The organism is Stutzerimonas stutzeri (assembly GCF_002890895.1).
GTDB lineage: Bacteria > Pseudomonadota > Gammaproteobacteria > Pseudomonadales > Pseudomonadaceae > Stutzerimonas > Stutzerimonas stutzeri_AB.
In genome coordinates this window covers 406,078-424,687 of sequence record NZ_POUL01000004.1, presented here as the reverse complement: position 1 = coordinate 424,687, position 18,610 = coordinate 406,078, and the positions used below count along the sequence as shown (strand labels likewise).

The 18,610-nt window shown below is 58.6% G+C and carries 20 protein-coding genes, 1 tRNA gene and 1 pseudogene; 10 read left to right on the top strand and 12 right to left on the bottom strand.

All coding sequences use genetic code 11. The features are described from left to right. Positions 1-27 precede the first annotated feature (27 nt). Positions 28-621 (bottom strand): exopolysaccharide biosynthesis protein, encoded by a 594-nt coding sequence (locus CXK96_RS10325; protein ID WP_102836360.1) that lies wholly within the window; start codon positions 619-621, stop codon positions 28-30. A 278-nt stretch (positions 622-899) separates the two neighbouring features. Beyond that, positions 900-1,229 (bottom strand): general stress protein, encoded by a 330-nt coding sequence (locus tag CXK96_RS10320; RefSeq protein WP_423835187.1) that lies wholly within the window; start codon positions 1,227-1,229, stop codon positions 900-902. A 355-nt stretch (positions 1,230-1,584) separates the two neighbouring features. Between CXK96_RS10320 and CXK96_RS20755 the strand changes: the two genes are divergently transcribed. Further along, entirely contained in the window at positions 1,585-1,755 is a 171-nt protein-coding gene (locus CXK96_RS20755; protein WP_180981514.1) for a hypothetical protein, read from the top strand. A 45-nt stretch (positions 1,756-1,800) separates the two neighbouring features. Here the strand turns inward: CXK96_RS20755 and CXK96_RS10315 are convergent, their stop codons facing one another. Both CXK96_RS10315 and yedA read right to left on the bottom strand, forming a co-directional pair. Beyond that, complete coding sequence (locus tag CXK96_RS10315; RefSeq protein WP_102836358.1) at positions 1,801-2,988, bottom strand: MFS transporter; 1,188 nt, start codon at positions 2,986-2,988, stop codon at positions 1,801-1,803. 181 nt (positions 2,989-3,169) lie between these two features. After that, positions 3,170-4,075, bottom strand: a complete 906-nt coding sequence (gene yedA, locus CXK96_RS10310; protein ID WP_102836357.1) for a drug/metabolite exporter YedA — start codon at positions 4,073-4,075, stop codon at positions 3,170-3,172. 152 nt (positions 4,076-4,227) lie between these two features. Here yedA and CXK96_RS10305 point away from each other — a divergent pair. Continuing rightward, positions 4,228-4,500, top strand: a pseudogene (locus tag CXK96_RS10305) (oligopeptide/dipeptide ABC transporter ATP-binding protein); the annotation flags it as partial. 138 nt (positions 4,501-4,638) lie between these two features. On the opposite strand, the gene CXK96_RS10300 reads toward CXK96_RS10305, so the two are convergent. Then, positions 4,639-4,911: a DUF1652 domain-containing protein gene (locus CXK96_RS10300; RefSeq protein WP_102836355.1), complete on the bottom strand. Its 273-nt coding sequence runs from the start codon at positions 4,909-4,911 to the stop codon at positions 4,639-4,641. 334 nt (positions 4,912-5,245) lie between these two features. Continuing rightward, positions 5,246-5,335: transfer RNA gene (locus CXK96_RS10295), tRNA-Ser, on the bottom strand. 128 nt (positions 5,336-5,463) lie between these two features. On the opposite strand from CXK96_RS10295, the gene CXK96_RS10290 reads away from it, so the two are divergent. The 7 genes from CXK96_RS10290 to CXK96_RS10260 all read left to right on the top strand — a co-directional run bounded on the left by CXK96_RS10290 (position 5,464) and on the right by CXK96_RS10260 (position 9,666). Beyond that, on the top strand, positions 5,464-6,132 hold the full coding sequence (locus tag CXK96_RS10290) for a Bax inhibitor-1/YccA family protein (RefSeq protein WP_102836354.1): 669 nt from the start codon (positions 5,464-5,466) through the stop codon (positions 6,130-6,132). Between the two features lie 89 nt (positions 6,133-6,221). After that, on the top strand, positions 6,222-6,614 hold the full coding sequence (gene tusD, locus CXK96_RS10285) for a sulfurtransferase complex subunit TusD (protein ID WP_102836353.1): 393 nt from the start codon (positions 6,222-6,224) through the stop codon (positions 6,612-6,614). Beyond that, entirely contained in the window at positions 6,614-6,973 is a 360-nt protein-coding gene (gene tusC / locus CXK96_RS10280; protein ID WP_102836352.1) for a sulfurtransferase complex subunit TusC, read from the top strand. The genes tusD and tusC overlap by 1 nt, the downstream gene beginning before the upstream one ends. Next, positions 6,973-7,275 carry a sulfurtransferase complex subunit TusB gene (gene tusB / locus CXK96_RS10275; protein ID WP_102836351.1) on the top strand — a complete coding sequence of 101 codons (303 nt, stop codon included), beginning with the start codon at positions 6,973-6,975 and terminating at the stop codon, positions 7,273-7,275. Before tusC ends, tusB begins: the two co-directional genes overlap by 1 nt. Next, positions 7,272-7,607 (top strand): TusE/DsrC/DsvC family sulfur relay protein, encoded by a 336-nt coding sequence (locus CXK96_RS10270; protein WP_102836350.1) that lies wholly within the window; start codon positions 7,272-7,274, stop codon positions 7,605-7,607. Before tusB ends, CXK96_RS10270 begins: the two co-directional genes overlap by 4 nt. After that, positions 7,604-8,584 carry a glycosyl transferase family protein gene (locus tag CXK96_RS10265; RefSeq protein WP_102836349.1) on the top strand — a complete coding sequence of 327 codons (981 nt, stop codon included), beginning with the start codon at positions 7,604-7,606 and terminating at the stop codon, positions 8,582-8,584. Before CXK96_RS10270 ends, CXK96_RS10265 begins: the two co-directional genes overlap by 4 nt. Positions 8,585-8,667: 83 nt before the next feature. Further along, positions 8,668-9,666, top strand: coding sequence for a glutathione S-transferase family protein (locus tag CXK96_RS10260; RefSeq protein ID WP_102836348.1), 999 nt, complete (start codon positions 8,668-8,670; stop codon positions 9,664-9,666). 29 nt (positions 9,667-9,695) lie between these two features. On the opposite strand, the gene cysG is transcribed toward CXK96_RS10260, so the two are convergent. The 6 genes from cysG to ftsK form a co-directional block, all read right to left on the bottom strand. Further along, entirely contained in the window at positions 9,696-11,093 is a 1,398-nt protein-coding gene (gene cysG / locus CXK96_RS10255; RefSeq protein ID WP_102836347.1) for a siroheme synthase CysG, read from the bottom strand. Between the two features lie 151 nt (positions 11,094-11,244). Continuing rightward, positions 11,245-12,525, bottom strand: coding sequence for a serine--tRNA ligase (gene serS / locus CXK96_RS10250; protein ID WP_102836346.1), 1,281 nt, complete (start codon positions 12,523-12,525; stop codon positions 11,245-11,247). Between the two features lie 72 nt (positions 12,526-12,597). Further along, a complete protein-coding gene (gene crcB / locus CXK96_RS10245) occupies positions 12,598-12,972 on the bottom strand; it encodes a fluoride efflux transporter CrcB (protein ID WP_102836345.1) in 375 nt (124 codons plus the stop codon). Further along, positions 12,969-14,294, bottom strand: a complete 1,326-nt coding sequence (locus CXK96_RS10240) for a replication-associated recombination protein A (protein WP_102836344.1) — start codon at positions 14,292-14,294, stop codon at positions 12,969-12,971. The genes crcB and CXK96_RS10240 overlap by 4 nt, the downstream gene beginning before the upstream one ends. A 75-nt stretch (positions 14,295-14,369) precedes the next feature. Beyond that, positions 14,370-14,996: an outer membrane lipoprotein chaperone LolA gene (gene lolA, locus CXK96_RS10235; protein WP_102836343.1), complete on the bottom strand. Its 627-nt coding sequence runs from the start codon at positions 14,994-14,996 to the stop codon at positions 14,370-14,372. A 15-nt stretch (positions 14,997-15,011) separates the two neighbouring features. Continuing rightward, entirely contained in the window at positions 15,012-17,414 is a 2,403-nt protein-coding gene (gene ftsK, locus CXK96_RS10230; RefSeq protein ID WP_180981513.1) for a DNA translocase FtsK, read from the bottom strand. Between the two features lie 214 nt (positions 17,415-17,628). Here ftsK and trxB point away from each other — a divergent pair, with 214 nt between their 5' ends. Beyond that, a complete protein-coding gene (trxB, locus tag CXK96_RS10225; RefSeq protein ID WP_102836342.1) occupies positions 17,629-18,576 on the top strand; it encodes a thioredoxin-disulfide reductase in 948 nt (315 codons plus the stop codon). Positions 18,577-18,610: the final 34 nt, after the last annotated feature.

Here is an 18,610-nt window from a genome sequence, read left to right as displayed (position 1 = left end):
AGAACCGAGCCCCGGGGGACGAGCCGATTACCCAATCAGGCCCATACCCGCGAAGACAAAGGCGCCAACGGCAAGGATCAGTCCCAACACGATGGCTGCGCCGTCCTGGGTGGTAATGCCAAGGCCGAACAGACCAATCGCCGCGAATGGGGCCGTCGAGGCAAATGGCAGCAATTCCAGCGGTGGCACTGAGGTTGCCAGCACAATGCACAGCACTGCGATAAATCGCAGAAAGCCTTTGCTCGTGGCCCAGCCCAACCGCTTATTGCTTACCTTGTCGAGCCAGCGCACCACCGGACGAATTTTATTCAGGCCTTTCTCAAGCTTGTGTCCGCTGACGGAGCGATGCGCTAGAAACCCGGGCATCCAGAAATGATGTCGACCGAATAGCAGCTGGAAGGCAAACAGCGCAACGATCAGCGCCAGCATGCTTGGCACCCCGGGAATGCCTCCGACCGGACTGATCTCGATGATTGCAGGAACGAACAGGAAGGGCCCGAAGCTGCGCTGGCCGACTTTGTTCTGAATGTCACCAACCGATACCTTGGGCTGGTCATCTCCCAACTCGACGACACCGTCGATCACTTGTTCAAGGCAACCATGGTCGTTGGCCTCACTCATGTGCTCCTCCTGATCGCAGCTTTCTGAAGATGCGGCAAGCTCCCGCAGGGGTCTTACCCGCTTCGCTAACTATAGCCTTGATGGACTGCAGCATTTTATGTTGGCAACGAAGCAACGATTAACAACTCAGCAATACAAGTTTACAGAACCTGTACAACTGTCATGCCTTGCGCTTATACATGATTCGCCAAGCCCATTAACCGACAACATAAAAAACGGAACTTGCAAAGCAAGTTCCGTTTATATTTGGCGAAGGTTAGCAAAGAACCATAAACGTATTACGAGTTACGGCCACCGCCGTGGCTGTTCTGACCGCCTTTCTGGCCAGCCTCGGACGCCTTCTCACGGTCGTTGGCAAAGTTTCCGCCGCTGTTCTTCTGGCCACCTTTCTGTCCAGTATCAGAGGCTTTTTCGCGGTCATTAGCGAAGTTACCGCCGCTGCCCTGGCCGCCTTTCTGCCCGGCTTCAGAGGCCTTATCGCGATCATTTGAAAAGTTACCCGGATTTCCGCTCTTATCGTTCGACATGAGATTACTCCAGTTACTTGGTGATGCTTGAAAACGGCGACCGCCCTGCAGTCGCCTCACTATTTGGGAGGGTAGAACCAGGGCCTAAGTTCTACCGAGAAATCCCTATTTCGATGAGCGGCTTAGCGTTTCAACTCGCTATTACAAACGCAAAACCTGAATGCATGTAATTGCATTTAGATAGCAACGGAACGCCAAACACCTCTCCCGCCCTAGTTGCAGCGCTATAGCAATTCAGGCCCCACACCAGACATATACGAGGACAACTTAGTAGCGGGGAAATACCGCTCGTCAGCCCAGTTAAACAGACATGCGTTGTCAACAACCTGTAACCGAATCAGGGCAGTCTCGGAGCCATGGAAAGCCGGGAAGGCTGGCGCAAGGACGCGACTTTATTCAGGACCACCAACCACTCTACCGAGACATTGGAGGCCACATGAGCAACAAAACGCTGGAAAACCTGGTCAAGCAATCCGACCTCAGCACCAAACAGCCGCTGGAACTCTGGAAGCAGCTGCACCGTAGCAAGCGCGACTACCGCCCCAGCGCGGCGGCACTGGCAAGGCGCGCTTCGCTGGATCTCGGCATGTGCGCGTCAAGCCAATGAGCCAGCATGGGTATCGGTCAGGCGGGCCCACTCGCCATGGCTGGATCAGGCTTCGGTGCCACGTTCCTGCCGCAACAATAACCAGACAATCGACAGCCCAGCCACGGCCATGAAGGCCGCTCCCAGGAAGATGCTTTGCATACCGATATAGGCGGCAAGCGCACCCATAATGGCACCGGACAAACCCAGCGACAGGTCAAAAAACATCGCGAAAACGCTGAGACCGGAGCTGCGGTTAGCGACTCCTACGCGTGACACCACACCGACGCCCAGAGCTGGATACAGCAGCGACAAGCCGCAGCCGGTCAGTGCCGAGCCTGCCAAGGCAAAGCTCGGGGCCTCGGCCAGCCAGAGCAGCAACAGTCCTAAGATTTCCACCACCAGACATACCATCGCCACCGAATAACCGCCGACTCGGTTGATCAGGTTGGGCAACAACAAACGCGTCCCGATAAAGGCAAACGCAAAGGCGGTGAGGCACCAAGCCGCCCCATCCCAGCCGCGAGCGTTGTAATACAACGCGATGAACGCGGTCAGCGTGCCGTAACCGATGGTCGCCAATGCCAGGCTGAGTCCGGGCGGTGCAACCTTCCACAGCACTTTGCCGAACGGCAGCCGCTTGCCGGGATTCAGCGGAGCATCGCCGCGCCGCCAGGCCAGCGCCAGGCCGGTCGAGGCGAGGAGCATCGTCACCACGCCCAGTGACCATAAGCCTAATGACTGCGACAGAAACACGCCCAGCGGCGCGCCGATGCCTACGCCGCCATACGCCGCAACACCATTCCAGGAAATCATCCGCGCCGTGCTTTCTGCACCCAGCCTGCTGATGCCCCAGCTGATGGCGGAAATGCCGATCAGGCTTTGCGCGAAGCCCAGAATCAACCGGCTCCCGATCATCACCGCAATGCTCGCCATCGGCCAGGATTCCAACAGCGCTGACGCGAGCAGCAGCAGTCCGCTGATCAACCCAGACGTCATGCCGATCAAAACGGTTTTCTTAGCGCCCCGCTCGTCCGCCAGCCGCCCGGCCAAGGGTCGGCACAACAATGTGGTGAGGTATTGCGCACCGATCACGATGCCCGCGACGGCGGTGCTGAATCCCAGGTTTTCATGGATATAGCCAGGCAATGACGCCAGCGGAATACCAATGGAAATGAACGAGATGAAGTTGAAAACTACCAGCGACAGAATGAAAAGAGTGTCGTTGGAAGCGGGTTGTTTCGCAGCGGGCATCGGAGCGCCTGTCGTGGATGAACAATGGGATATGACCATGCCAAGCCGGGCAGCCCCAGCGCAGGTCAGCGGGGGATGCTGGGTCCCGGTTGCCAAGGGCTCAGACCGCCAAGCGAGCAGTTTGATCTTGCCCAAGAGGCAGTCATCATACAACCTCCGTAAGGCCGACGGTTCGAGCGATCTAGGTATTGCTTGGCGCAACAGCGACTTTTGGTCGGCGCCACTGAGGCAGTCCGATCAGCACCACCGCGCTTACAATTACCGTCATCGCCAACCATTCTTCGACACCGATTCGCTCACCGGCAAAGGTAATACCCAGCAACACGGCGACCACTGGGTTCACGTAGGCATAGCTGGTTGCCGCCGCTGGCCTTACATGTTTGAGCAGATAGAGATACGCGCTGAACGCTACGATCGAGCCGAGCAACGTGAGGTAGACCAGGGCAAGCCAACCGGCCATATCCGGCATCTGCTGCAAGCGTTCTCCGCTGACCGCGCTACCAAACAGCAACACAGCACCACCGATCAGCATTTGCGCGGCGCTCGCCATCGCACCGTTCGGCAAACTGAGATGCCTGCTCCACATCGAGCCGAACGCCCAGCTCGCTGCCGCCATTAGCACTATCACTGCGCCAAGCGGACTGGCCTGCAGGTTGTGTCCGAGATTGAGCAAACCGATGCCGACCAGCCCCAGAAGAATGCCGCCCCACTCCAACCCGGTCGTCCGCTGCCCCCAGATCAAGCCGAACAGCAACGCGAACAGCGGCACCGTAGCAATCGCCAGTGCCGCAACTGCAGACGCCACGCCGAGATGTTCGGCGATGGTGACACCACCGTTACCACAGCTGAGTAGAAGAAAACCTACAACCGCGCAAGACCGCCATTCGCGCGCAGTGGGTAGCGGCACACCGCGCCAACGCAGCCAGGCAAACATCAGGCTGCCAGCAATGACAAAGCGCAACCCGGCCAGCAGCATCGGCGGCCATGACTGGACGCCAATCCTGATCACGAAATAGGTCGAACCCCAGATCAGATACAGGGCGAGAAAAGCGCCCACGAGCAGCAGCGGGAAGCGGCGCGAAGACATGAGACGAGATCCGGGTGGAAGGCTTGACCAATGATTCTAGATAACCCACTCACCGGAGAATAAGCACAGTCAGCTTCTTGTTTAACGGTGCAGTTAGCCGCACCGCGCGGCCGCTCAACGAGCGAGGCCGAAGGTGTCATCGATGCTGTGGCTACACCCGCCCCCTACACCCCTACACTCAGGTGCTGCTGGCCGCGACGCCAAGCATTCGGCCTGACTCGACGAAGCCGAAAATCAAGGTCAGCGGCGAACTGCCCAACCCACTCGATCCGCCTACCGGCTGCGTCTTCCACACCCGCTGCCCTCACGCCACCGAACGCTGCACTTCAGAAGTACCGGCGTTCCGCCCAGTAGACGACAGACTGGTGGCCTGCCACTACGCAGAGGAAGTGGGCTCAACACGACAGACCGCTTCGGTAGCCTGAGGCGAGCCAGGTCCGCGAGTTGCTTCATGCACTCAAACGAAAAAGGCCCCAGAATATGGGGCCTTTTACTTGACAGTGGCAGAACATGTGAGATTCGACGTCGTCGCCTACCTAGATGAGGCATAGACAAACGTTCAGCTAGATGGCGATCTGCCGATCTCCCAAGCGCTCGAGCAGAGCCGGCCGTAGTGCACTGACGTCGAGTTCGATCACGCTAATCAACCCTGCCAATTGCGCTCGCGTAACCGATACGCCACAAGGAAGTCCAGTCAAGACCAACGACTCCCCTGTCACCTCATCCAGCAGCATCGCCTGGATGGTCTGAGGCGAATCCATTGTGGCCGTGAACAACAGCGGCCTGAAGTGTTCCCGCACGAGCGCCAAAGCCTCGGGCAGCCTAATCCGGATCATCTGACAATTCCTTTTGTCCGACGGAAATTTAGTAGCCAAGCGCACCCACCAGCACGCTAACGAAACGCCAACCACCTCACGTTTAAGCACGGGGTCACGTCAATCATTGGGGCGAGGCAACGGGTTCGCTCAAAGTACCCCATCTGCAGACTTTACCCAGCGCCAACGCCTCGCACACTAGCTGGGGCAGGCGAAAATGGCGGCTTTGGCGTCTTAGGTCGGCTTTCGTCCTGCCGCATTCGTTCCTTGGGAACTTTCTGGGACCGCTCATAAAGCCTTTTCGTACCCCAGAAACACTGAAGGCCCCGGAATACGGGGCCTTCAGTTCACGATGTGGCGGAGGAGGTGAGATTCGAACTCACGGAAGAGTTTCCCCTTCGACGGTTTTCAAGACCGTTGCATTCAACCGCTCTGCCACTCCTCCGCAGAGAGCGGGCGCCATAGTACCCGAACGAAACAGTCTGTCAAACACTGTTGTTAGGACGAAACAAAAGCTCTGTTATGATCCGTGGCAGTTTGTTCCAGGCTGAATCCATTTGAAGGAGTGTCGCCATGCTTAGGCAACAGTACGCATCTACGCACACGCAGGTTGAACAGAAGGAAGTCAGCCGCGTTCTGCGCAACACCTATGGCCTTCTGGCCATCACACTGGGCTTCAGCGCCTTTGTCGCCTACATGGCGATGCAAGCCAACGCGGCCTATCCAAACATCTTCGTAGTGCTGGTCGGTTTCTATGGCCTGTTCTTCTTAACGGTCAAACTTCGCAATTCCGCGTGGGGTCTGCTCTCTACCTTCGCCTTGACCGGTTTCATGGGTTACACGCTGGGGCCGATCCTCAACATGTACCTGGGTACCGCGAATGGCGGTGAGCTGATTGCATCGGCGCTGTCGATGACCGCTCTGGTGTTCTTCGGGCTGTCAGCGTTCGTGCTGATTACGCGTAAGGACATGAGCTTCCTTAGCGGCTTTATCACCGCTGGTTTCTTTGTCCTGCTGGGCGCAATGGTTGCTGGTTTCTTCTTCGAGATCAGCGGCCTGCAAATGGCGATCAGCGCCGGCTTCGTGCTGTTCTCCTCGGTCTGCATCCTTTACCAGACCAGCGCCATCATTCATGGCGGCGAGCGCAACTACATCATGGCCACCATCGGCCTGTACGTTTCGCTGTACAACCTGTTCATCAGCCTTCTGCAACTGATGGGCATCATGGGCGGCGACGACTAACAGCCGCGCTTAGAATGAGCCCGCTTCGGCGGGCTTTTTCGTTTCCAAAGCTCGCGTATCATGTCCGCCAGTACTGAAACTGGTGGCCCATGAAATTCGCAATCGCTCTGTTCTCACCTCCGCACTCTCCTGCTGCACGGCGCGCATTGCGTTTTGCAGAAGCAGCGCTGGCGGGTGGACACGAGATTGTCCGGCTGTTCCTCTATCAGGACGGTGTGCATAGCGCTTCGGCCAACATTGTCGCTGCGCAGGACGAGCTAAACGTGAGCGAACAGTGGAACCAGTTCATCACTCGCCACCGGCTGGATGGTGTCGTCTGCATCGCCGCCGGCCTGCGCCGCGGTGTTCTGGATCAACAGGAAGCAAACCGTTATCAACGTCCGGCGGCAAACCTGGCTGCTAAGTGGGAGCTGTCCGGTCTAGGTCAACTACACGAAGCCAGCCAGCAGGCCGACCGCCTGGTGTGTTTCGGAGGTCATTGATGGCTCGCTCGATGCTCATCATCACTCGCCAATCGCCGTGGTCTGGTCCGTCTGCGCGCGAGGCGCTGGATATTGTCCTGGCAGGCGGTGCGTTTGAGCTGCCGCTCGCCCTGCTGTTTCTGGATGACGGTGTGTTTCAGCTTATAGCTGCACAACAAGCTGCTCGGCTTGAGCAGAAGGACCTGACTGCCAACCTGCAGGCGTTGCCCATGTTTGGCATTGAGTCGCTGTATGCAGCCAAACGCAGCCTTTGCGAGCGCGGCCTGGATGATGCACAGCTGTCTCTTCCGGTTGAGCTGCTGGATGACGCTGGCCTCGGCGCTCTTATCAACCGCTACGACCATGTGATCACGCTCTGATGGCAACCTTGCACCTGCTTTCACACTCGCCTTTTTCCGATGACCGCCTGGTCAGCTGCCTGCGACTGCTCTCGGTTGATGATGCGCTGTTGCTCTGCGGCGACGCCGTGTACGCCCTGCAAAACGGCACGGCTCAGTGTCAGGCACTGGAGTTGATGCCAGATAACATCGCGCTTTTCGCACTGGAGGAAGACATCTCCGCGCGCAACCTTGGTGCCCTTCCGGCACGCTTGCAACAGATTGACTATGAGGGTTTCGTCGAGCTGTGTTGCCGGTTTGAGCGGACCAACTCCTGGCTATGAACACGCTTAACGTGAATGGCACACAGGTTGCTGTGGATCAGGAAGGCTTTTTGCTCGACCTGAATGACTGGAGCGAACCTGTGGCCGCTGCACTGGCCCATGCAGAAGACATATCGCTTCAGCCCGAGCACTGGGAAATCATCAAGGTACTGCGCGAGTTTTATCAGGAGTTTCAGCTGTCGCCCGCAACCCGTCCGCTGATCAAGTACACCGCCCTGAAGCTAGGCCCGGACAAGGGCAACAGCATGCACCTGAACCGTCTATTCAAAGGCACCCCCGCCAAGCTTGCAGCAAAGTTGGCAGGCCTGCCGAAACCGAGCAACTGCATATGAGCGTCATCACCCCTGCTGAACACCCGTTCGCCGTCTTCGTCCGTATTCTCGGCAAAGGCAAACGCGGCGCCCGCGACCTGACTCGTGAAGAGGCCCGCGAAGCGATGGGCATGTTGCTGGACGGCAAAGCCGAGGACACGCAACTCGGCGCCTTTCTTATGCTGCTACGCCACAAAGAGGAAAGTGCAGAAGAACTCGCCGGCTTCACCGAAGCCGTGCGCGAACGGCTGAAGGCCCCAGCGATCGCGGTGGACATTGACTGGCCCACCTACGCGGGCAAAAAACGGCACCTACCGTGGTACTTGCTGGCGGCCAAATGCCTGGCACGCAATGGCGTTCGAATATTCATGCACGGCGGTGGCGCGCATACCGCAGGGCGCATGTATACCGAACAGCAGCTTGAGTTGTTGGACATCCCGCGATGCGAGAACTGGGCTGAGGCTAGCGCCGCGCTGGACCAGCGCAATCTTGCATTCATGCCGCTCGGTGCCTGGATGCCAGGGCTTCAGCACATGATCGATCAACGCAACATCCTTGGCTTGCGATCACCGATCCATTCGCTGGCTCGAATCCTCAATCCCCTGGGTGCCCGCTGCGGTCTGCAGAGCATTTTTCATCCCGGCTATCAGGCCAATCACCGGGAAGCCAGCCGATTACTGGGCGACACCTCAATCGTGATCAAGGGCGAAGGTGGCGAAATCGAGGTGAACCCGGACGGTGTCGCCCACCTTTACGGTACGCAGGCAGGCGCATCTTGGGACGAAGATTGGCCTGCCCTATCACCCCAACGTCACGTCAAGCCGGCGCAACTCGATCCGCAGCACCTGCTCGCTGTCTGGCAAGGGGGCGAAGATGCCTACGGCGAACTCGCGGTCGTTGCGACAATGGCGCTAGCGCTGCGAGGCCTCGGACAGCCGCGCGACGCCGCGTTTGCGCAGGCCCGGGAGTTCTGGACGAATCGAAACCTATCGAGCTAAACGATTGATTTGACCGGGCATTACGACTGATCCATCGAACCGTGCCACCTACACTGTTTCTCATTCGAAACCTGGAGGCGAACATGGGGCTTTTAGTAGACGGACAGTGGCAAGACCGTTGGTACGAAAACAATGGAGACGGTGAATTTCAGCGAGAGCAGGCTCAGCGGCGAGATTGGATTACTGCGGACGGCACGCCGGGCCCAGATGACCGCCCTGCGGTCCAGGCGCAAGCCGGCCGTTATCATCTCTATGTATCGCTGGCTTGTCCCTGGGCCCACCGCACTCTGATCTACCGCAAGCTCAAAGGACTCGAGTCGCTGATTGATGTATCGGTAGTCAGCTGGCTCATGGCCGAACACGGCTGGACGTTCGACAGGGAGAAAGGCTCCACCGGCGATGCGCTGGACGGGCTGACCTACCTGCATCAGCGCTACACCGCGGACGATAATAAGTACACCGGCCGCGTGACGGTTCCCGTCCTGTGGGACCGGGAGCAGCAGCGGATCGTCAATAACGAGTCCGCCGAGCTGATCCGAATCTTCAATACTGCTTTCGATGAGCTGACCGGTTCGACGCTAGACCTCTACCCGGAGCCGCTACGTGCCGAGATTGACTCACTCAACGAGCGCATCTATCCGCACATCAACAACGGTGTTTATCGGGCAGGCTTCGCTTCGACGCAAAAAGCCTACGAGGCGGCGTTCGATAAGGTATTTGCGGAACTCGACTGGCTGGAGCAGCGCCTCGGTGAAAGACGCTACCTGACTGGGGAATACCTGACCGAAGCCGATTGGCGACTGTTCACCACGATCGTTCGCTTTGACGCGGTCTACCACGGCCATTTCAAGTGCAACCAGCGACGTATCGAAGACTACCCGAACCTTTCGAACTGGCTTCGAGAGCTTTACCAATGGTCAGGCATTGCGGAAACCGTCGACTTCACCCACATCAAGCAGCACTACTACGCCAGTCATCGGCACATCAACGCCAACGGCATCGTGCCTAAAGGCCCCGACTTGGCCCTCCACCGCCCCCATGACCGCTACCGTCTGCCCGGCAAAGGCATCTGGTCGCGGTAATCACTCAACTGCCGACATTCCGCGACAGATCATCTGTCGCGGTTCTGAGCACCCTCGAACCAGGCGAGTTTCTCGCGCAACTGCACAACTTCGCCGACGATAACCAGGGTAGGAGCTTGAACCTGCTCACTGGCGACCCGCTCGGCCAGATCTGCAAGCGTTCCGGTGAAGACTCGCTGGTTCACCGTAGTACCCTGCTGAACCAGTGCTGCGGGCGTATCAGCGGCGCGACCATGGGCAATCAATTGCTGGCAGATGACCGGCAACCCGACCAGACCCATGTAAAACACCAGCGTCTGACTTGGCGCCACGAGCTCCGACCATGGCAGATCGGAGCTGCCATCCTTTAAGTGCCCGGTCACAAAGCGCACTGACTGCGCGTGATCGCGATGCGTCAGCGGAATACCTGCATAGGCGGCGCAACCGCTGGCTGCCGTGATGCCGGGCACGACCTGGAACGGTACGTCGTGCGCAGCCAGCTCCTCGATCTCTTCACCACCGCGGCCAAAGATGAACGGATCACCTCCTTTGAGGCGCAGCACGCGCTTGCCTTCCTTGGCCAAGGTCACCAGCAACTGGTTGATCTGGTCCTGTGGCACCGCATGGGCGGCGCGCTGCTTCCCGACATAGATACGATCAGCATCCCGACGGCACAGATCGAGAATCGCTGGCGCGACGAGGCGGTCATAGAGCACCACGTCGGCTTGCTGCATCAAACGCAGGGCGCGGAACGTCAGCAGGTCAGGATCACCGGGGCCTGCGCCGACCAGATACACCTCTCCAAGGCTTTTTGGCTCGGCACCGGAAAGCTTCTCGACCAACAGGCGCTCGGCTTCCTGCTGCTGTCCTGCCAGTGCTCGCTCAGCGACATCGCCTTGGAAGACCTCCTCCCAGAAGACACGACGCTGTTGCACGTTGGCGAACTTTGCTTTGACCTGCCCGCGGAATTTTTTCGCCAGACCGGCCAGCTCGCCATAAACCGAGGGTACCCAGGTTTCGATGCGCGCACGCATCAGGCGGGCCAGCACCGGCGCGTCACCGCCGCTTGAAACTGCGATCATCAACGGAGAGCGATCGACGATTGCAGGGAAGATCACCGTGCACAGCTGTGGTGAGTCCACCACGTTGACGGGCATACCAAGCGCCTTGGCATCTTCAGAAACCTGCGCGTTCAAGGGCTCATCATCGGTCGCCGCAATGGACAGCACGCACCCTGACAGATCGCTGTGGAGGTAACCGCGGTGCAGGGTCTGACCACCGCCCTCCGCAACCAACTCGCTCAGCTCTGCTGCTATTTTTGGAGCGACCACGCGCAGCACAGCGCCCGCTTCTGACAATAACCGCGCCTTGCGCAGCGCAATCTCACCGCCGCCGACAACCAATACGGTACGGCCCTTCAGATTGTGAAAAAGCGGCAGAAAATCCATGGGCAAGTCCTGGTGACATAGTGAGATAGGGCCATCTCAACCATTACGGCAAAGACAGCCCTTGTCGAGAATCAAGGAGCCCGGACGGGCCGTTGATTATCGGCTGGCAGCGAGTTCGATGCTCAGGTCCGCGAAAGCAGGCCCTGCCGAATCAACCAATTAGTTCAATTCCGCCCATGTATGACTTGAGCGCTTCGGGCACGCGGATAGTGCCGTCGGCCTGCTGGTAGTTTTCCAGCACGGCAACCAGCGTGCGGCCGACGGCGAGGCCGGAGCCGTTCAATGTATGTACCAGTTCAGGCTTACCGGTTTCGGGGTTGCGGTAGCGCGCCTGCATGCGACGGGCCTGGAAGTCACCGCAGCTGGAGCAAGAGGAGATTTCACGATACTTGTCCTGGCTTGGAACCCAAACCTCCAGGTCGTAGGTCTTGACCGCGCTAAAGCCCATGTCGCCCGTGCACAGGGACAAAACCCGGTAAGGCAGCTCGAGAAGTTGAAGCACTTTCTCGGCATTCGCTGTGAGACCCTCAAGCGCTTCAAGTGACTGGCTCGGCTCGACGATCTGAACCATCTCGACCTTGTCGAACTGATGCTGGCGAATCATCCCGCGCGTGTCGCGGCCCGACGCGCCTGCCTCGCTGCGGAAACATGGAGTGTGCGCTACGAACTTCAGCGGTAGGAGCTTGGCATCAAGAATCTCACCAGCCACGATATTGGTCAGCGAGACCTCCGCTGTTGGAATCAGGTAGAGATCAGCCTCGTTCTCACGGCTGATCTTGAACAGGTCTTCTTCGAACTTGGGCAGCTGCCCGGTGCCCTGCAGTGCTGGCGCCTGGACCAGATAAGGCGTGTAGGCCTCTTCATAGCCGTGCTCCCGGGTATGCAGATCGAGCATGAACTGCGCCAGCGCCCGGTGCAGACGAGCAATCGGACCGCGCATCAGCGCAAAGCGTGCGCCGGACAACTTAGCAGCCGTCTCGAAATCCAGCCAACCGTGTTGCTCACCCAGCGCGACGTGGTCCTTGACCTCGAACTCGAACGTCTTGGGAGTTCCCCAGCGACGCACTTCAACGTTCTCATCCTCATCCTTGCCGACAGGAACCGACTCGTGAGGCAGGTTCGGCAGGCTGAGCATCAGTTGATCCAGTTCGCTCTGGATGTTCTCCAGTTCGGTCTTTCCGGCTTCCAGTTCGGACCCCATACGATCGACGTCAGCAAGTAACGGCGCGATGTCTTCACCACGCTGCTTGGCCTGACCAATGGACTTGGAGCGAGCGTTGCGCTCAGCCTGAAGTTGCTCGGTACGGGTCTGCACGGTTTTGCGCTGGGCTTCCAGGGCCTCGATACGCGCTACGTCCAGCTGATAGCCGCGGGTGGCGAGGCGCTCGGCCACGTCTTGCAGCTGTGTGCGTACCAGTTTCGAATCAAGCATGGTGGGTCTCGTCTATGAAAGCTTTGAGGAAAGGCGAAGAGGAACAGGAGTTTACTGCGATATGTGCCAGGTTCATAACCGCGCGAGCGCAAGCCCGGCCCAGGCAGCCAACAGACCACCGAATACGCTTACACCGACATAGCTAAACGCCGTCGCAGCCTGACCGCTCTCCAGCAAACGCAACCCATCCAGAGAAAAGCTGGAAAAGGTGGTCAAGGCGCCGAGGAAACCAATGATCAAACCGCCGCGTAGCTCCGGCGAGAGGTCTGGGCGCTGCAGAAACGACGCGTAGAGATAGCCAATGAGCAGGCAACCAAGCACATTGACCGCCAAGGTCGCCAGGTAGAAATGCTTTGGCCATTGAGCAGAAACCCAGGTTGAAACACCGAACCGGATCAGTGTCCCGACAACCCCGCCAGCGGCCACAGCCAATGCCATGCGAATCATGTCTTTCTCCGTTGACGCGGGCTCTGCCGATCGAGCCGCGTCAGGTGCTCAAGCTTGTCGCGTATCTTGCTTTCCAGCCCACGCGGCACCGGATGGTAGTACTGCCGCGGCTCTATGGTTTCCGGGAAGTAATCTTCGCCAGCGGCGTACGCCTCAGGTTCATCGTGTGCATAGCGGTATTCATTACCGTAACCCAGTTCCTTCATCAGGCGGGTTGGCGCATTGCGCAGGTGCAACGGAACCTCTTGTGAACCATTCTCGCGGACATCACGCATCGCCGCATTGAAGGCGCTGTAGACGGCGTTGCTCTTGGGCGCACACGCGAGATAGACGATTGCCTGCGCCACTGCCAGTTCACCTTCAGGGCTACCCAGCCGTTCTTGAACATCCCAGGCCGATAGGCACAGGCTCAGCGCTCGTGGATCGGCATTCCCGACCTCTTCACTGGCCATGCGCACCACCCGGCGTGCGATGTACAGCGGGTCGCAGCCGCCGTCGATCATTCGTGCAAACCAATACAGCGAGGCATCCGGGTTCGATCCACGCACAGATTTGTGCAGCGCCGAGATCTGGTCGTAAAAAGCTTCGCCACCTTTATCGAAGCGCCGACGGCTGTCGCCCAGCAGGTCCTGTAGCAGTTCGACGCTGATCTCGCCGCCTTCTTCCGCCAAATCGGAAGCGTTTTCCAGCAGATTCAGCAACCGTCGCCCATCGCCATCCGCGGCTGCCATCAGGATCTGAAAGCTTTCGTCCGGCAGGCTCAGACGCAAATCACCAAGGCCTTTCGGTTCGGTCAAGGCGCGGGTGACAAGTCTTCGCAGTGCCGCTTCATCGAGGCTCTTGAGTACATAAACGCGTGCGCGAGAGAGCAGCGCGTTGTTCAGCTCAAACGACGGGTTTTCTGTAGTCGCACCGATAAATATCAGCGTGCCATCTTCGACATAGGGGAGGAACGCGTCCTGCTGGGACTTGTTGAAGCGGTGTACTTCGTCGACGAAGAGAATCGTACGTCGTCCGTACTGGGCCGCCTGCTGTTTAGCAATTTCGACTGCTTGCCGGATCTCTTTCACACCGGCTAGCACCGCCGAGACGGTTTCAAAATGAGCGTCCGAGACTTTCGCCAACAACCGGGCCAGTGTGGTCTTGCCAACTCCAGGCGGCCCCCAGAACACCATTGAGTGCAAAGCGCCCTGCTCGAGGGCCTCGCGCAACGGCTTGCCACGCGCCAACAGGTGCTCCTGCCCGACATATTCATCCAGGCTGGCGGCGCGCAGGCGCGCAGCAAGGGGTTGGGCGACAGGTTCACGACTGAACAGGTCCATCGGCGACGCAAGCCTCTGATGCAAACGGCCTGCAGGGAAGCAGGCCGTATAGGTAAACGGAGTGGCGAGCAGCTGTTACTCGGAAATGACGTCAGCCCCTTCCGGTACTTCGAAGGTAAACAGGTCAGCCTTGAGTGGCTGGTTCAACTTGACGCCCTGAAACAGGATATTGGTGCGCTGACCAACGCCGTCAACCATTTGCATGTCGTTGATCACCCCACCGCGGAAAGATAAACGAAGGCTGTCAAACAGCGTGTCCTTGGCTTTCGGCTTGAGAGTGAAATCAACCACTTCGCCCGCCTCTTGATGCGACACCTCGAAATTCTCGTTGATCGCCGAGACATCACCCGACAACAGTAAAGCAGGGGTATGCGTCAGGCGCTGATCGAGCGTCTGGATGGTTACCTGTTCCAGATCCGGATCGTACAGCCAGACTTTCTTGCCGTTGGAAACCAGCAACTGCTCCATCGGCTCATCGGTGTGCCAGCGAAACTGGCCAGGGCGCTTAAGCGACATTTCACCAGAGGTCTCCTGCAGCTGGGTTCCAGTGCCATCCAGAGACAGTTGAGAAAACCGGCCGGTCAAGGTTTCGGCCTTCTGCAGCAAGCCCGTCAGGCGCTGCACAGAAGCCGCCTGGTCAGCGTGAGCTGGAGCCAGGGTAAAAAGCAGAGCGGATGCAAACAACGCACGAATCAATTGCATGAAGCCCTCGGCGAACTAGTCGCGGGTAGGAGGCGGCGCGAGTACTTCGCGCGAGCCGTTAGTGTTCATTGATGTCACCACGCCCGCCATTTCCATGGCTTCGATCATCCGCGCGGCGCGGTTGTAGCCGATCTTGAGTTTGCGCTGAACGGCAGAAATCGATGCGCGGCGACTTTCGGTAACAAAGCGTACCGCCTCATCGTAAAGCGGATCGTCTTCACTGTTCTCACCGCCGCCTTCGCCTCCGCCGCCATCGAAGCCGCTACCGGCCTCTTCCACGCCCACCAGAATTTCTTCGATGTAATCAGGCGCACCGCGAGCCTTCCAGGCTTCAACCACGCGATGAACCTCTTCATCGGAAACGAACGCACCATGGACGCGAATCGGCAGCCCGGTGCCCGGTGGCAGGTAAAGCATGTCGCCATGCCCAAGCAATTGCTCGGCGCCGCCCTGGTCGAGGATCGTCCGCGAGTCGATCTTGCTCGATACCTGGAACGCCATACGAGTCGGAATGTTGGCTTTGATCAAACCCGTGATGACGTCCACCGAGGGCCGCTGGGTCGCCAGGATCAAGTGAATGCCCGCTGCCCGCGCCTTTTGGGCAATGCGCGCAATCAACTCCTCGACCTTCTTGCCGACGATCATCATCATGTCGGCGAATTCGTCTACCACAACCACGATGGTCGGCAGTTTCTTCAGCAGCGGCGCTTCATCTTCCATGCTTTCACGGCGATACAGCGGGTCGGTCAGCGGCGTGCCGGCCTCCTCCGCGTCTTTCACCTTACGGTTGAACCCGGCCAGGTTACGCACGCCCATGGCCGCCATCAGCTTATAGCGCCGCTCCATTTCGGCGACGCTCCAGCGTAGCGCGTTAGCGGCTTCCTTCATGTCAGTCACGACCGGGCACAGCAGGTGTGGGATGCCTTCGTAGATCGACAGTTCGAGCATCTTCGGGTCGATCATGATCAACCGTGCATCTTCCGGCGTCGACTTGAAAAGGATCGAGAGGATCATCGCGTTCACACCGACCGACTTACCTGAACCGGTGGTACCGGCAACCAGCAGGTGCGGCATCTTTGCCAAGTCAGCAATCACCGGCTTACCGCCGATGTCGTGGCCAAGCGCGATGGTGACGGGCGATTTGGCATCATCGTAGGGCGCCGACGAGAGGACCTCCGAGAACCGAACAATTTGCCGGTCCTCGTTGGGGATCTCGATACCAACAGTGGTCTTGCCGGGGATCACCTCAACGACGCGCACGCTGATGACTGCCAGCGAGCGCGCCAGATCCTTCGCCAGGTTGGAGATGCGGCTGACCTTGACCCCGGCGGCCGGCTGGATTTCGAAACGCGTGATAACCGGGCCAGGGTGAACTGACTCGACAATGACCTCTACCCCGAACTCTTTCAGTTTGATTTCCAGCAGCCGCGACATGGCCTCAAGCGATTCCGGCGAGTACTGTTTCTGCTGCTTTTCCGCCACGTCCAGTAGCGACAATGGCGGCACGCTGCCTTCGATCAGCGGATCGACGAACAGGTTGGCCTGCTTCTCCTTTTGCACACGCTTGCTTTGCTCGACCGGCTTTTGCGGTGCGGCGGGAGGAATCACGGGAGGCGGTCGTTTGTCACGCTCGCTCATGTGCTTGCTCAACGACTCTTCGCGCTCCAGTAGGCGCTCCTTGACCTTGGCCCGCTCCCGCTGATCAGGAAGCGAACTGGCGACGTCGTTTACCACATCGTCGGCTTCGCGCAGCTGCGCAACAACCTGCTTACGCTCGTTACGAGCGGACCACCAGCGACTGAAGAAACTCTGAATCAGTTCCATCAGGTCGAGGGTGATCTTGCCGGTCAGGTCCATCACTTTGAACCATGAAAGGTCCGTAAACACCGTTAGGCCAAATAGGAAGAATGCCAGCAGCAGCAACGTGCTGCCTTGGACATTAAGCGCTGCCTCTGCGAGCTGGCCCAAGCTCTCGCCCAACGCCCCACCCGCAGAAGCAGGCAGACCATCTGCAAACTGGAAGTGGATATAGGCAAGTGCGGAACCGGAAAGAATCAGAAAAACGAGCCCGATCAGCCGCCAGGAAAACAGCCACCCATTCCAGCTCCAGGGTTGGTGACGCGCACGAAAGATCTGCCAGGTCTTGACGCCTAGCAACAACGGAAACAGGAAAGCAAAGTAGCCAAGCGCCATGAACAGCACGTCGGCAAACCAGGCGCCAGCGCGGCCAGCGGCGTTCTGGACCTGCTGGACATTGCTGGTATGCGTCCAACCAGGATCGGAGGGATCGTAAGTAAGCAGTGCCATCCAAAGGTAGGCACAAAGCGCGCCGAGCGCGATCAGTGCACCCTCTTTGAGACGGTAGTGCAGCTGCTGGCGCCAGACGGAAGCTGGCGCGGTAGAGGAGGTATTCTTCAAAACGCTTTATTTCCTGCGCCCGCGGCGCGCTCTATGAACCGTAATCTGCCTGAACTTGCACATTGTACGGGTTTGTCGATTCGATGGCATTGCCGGTTCCGTGCCGGCTTGGGCTTTTGTCCGTGCTTCGGTGTAGCATAAACGCCAGTTTTTTAAGCGTGACTCGACTGGAGCACGCTTCTCCATTGGCAACAAAGGCTTATGAGGGCTTTTTATGAATGAAGTCAAGCATTCACGTCTGATCATCCTCGGCTCGGGCCCGGCCGGTTATACCGCCGCCGTCTATGCAGCCCGGGCCAACCTGAAACCGGTGATGATCACCGGCATTCAGCCTGGCGGCCAGCTGACAACCACCACTGAGGTCGACAACTGGCCTGGAGACGTCGAAGGCCTGACTGGCCCAGCACTGATGGAGCGGATGCAGAAACACGCAGAGCGTTTCGACACCGAAGTAGTCTTCGATCACATCCACACCGCCGAACTGCAGCAGAAACCCTTTATCCTCAAGGGCGACAGCGCAACCTACAGCTGCGACGCATTGATCATCGCAACCGGCGCATCGGCCCAGTATCTCGGCCTGCCATCAGAAGAAGCGTTCGCAGGACGAGGCGTGTCGGCATGCGCCACCTGTGACGGGTTCTTCTACCGCAACCAGGTCGTGGCCGTGATCGGCGGCGGCAACACCGCAGTGGAAGAAGCGCTGTATCTCTCAAACATTGCCAAGGAAGTGCATCTGATCCACCGCCGGGACAAGCTGCGCTCCGAGAAGATTCTGCAGGAAAAGATCATGGAGAAGGCAGCCAATGGCAACATTCGCCTGCACTGGAACCACACGCTTGAAGAGGTGCTGGGCAATGCGAGTGGCGTAACCGGAGTGAGACTAAAGAGCACCGAGTCCGGCGAGGAGCAGAAGCTCGACCTGGCAGGCGTTTTCATCGCTATCGGACACAAGCCCAACACGGACCTTTTCCAAGGCCAACTCGAGATGAAAGACGGCTACCTCATGATCAAGGGCGGCAATGAGGGAGACGCGACAAGCACCACTATCCCAGGCGTGTTTGCTGCAGGCGATGTAGCCGATCACGTTTATCGCCAGGCGATCACTTCGGCCGGCGCTGGCTGCATGGCCGCGCTCGATGCTGAAAAATATCTCGACCTGTAAACCTTATACGGGCGGATGCGCCATCCGCCCCTGT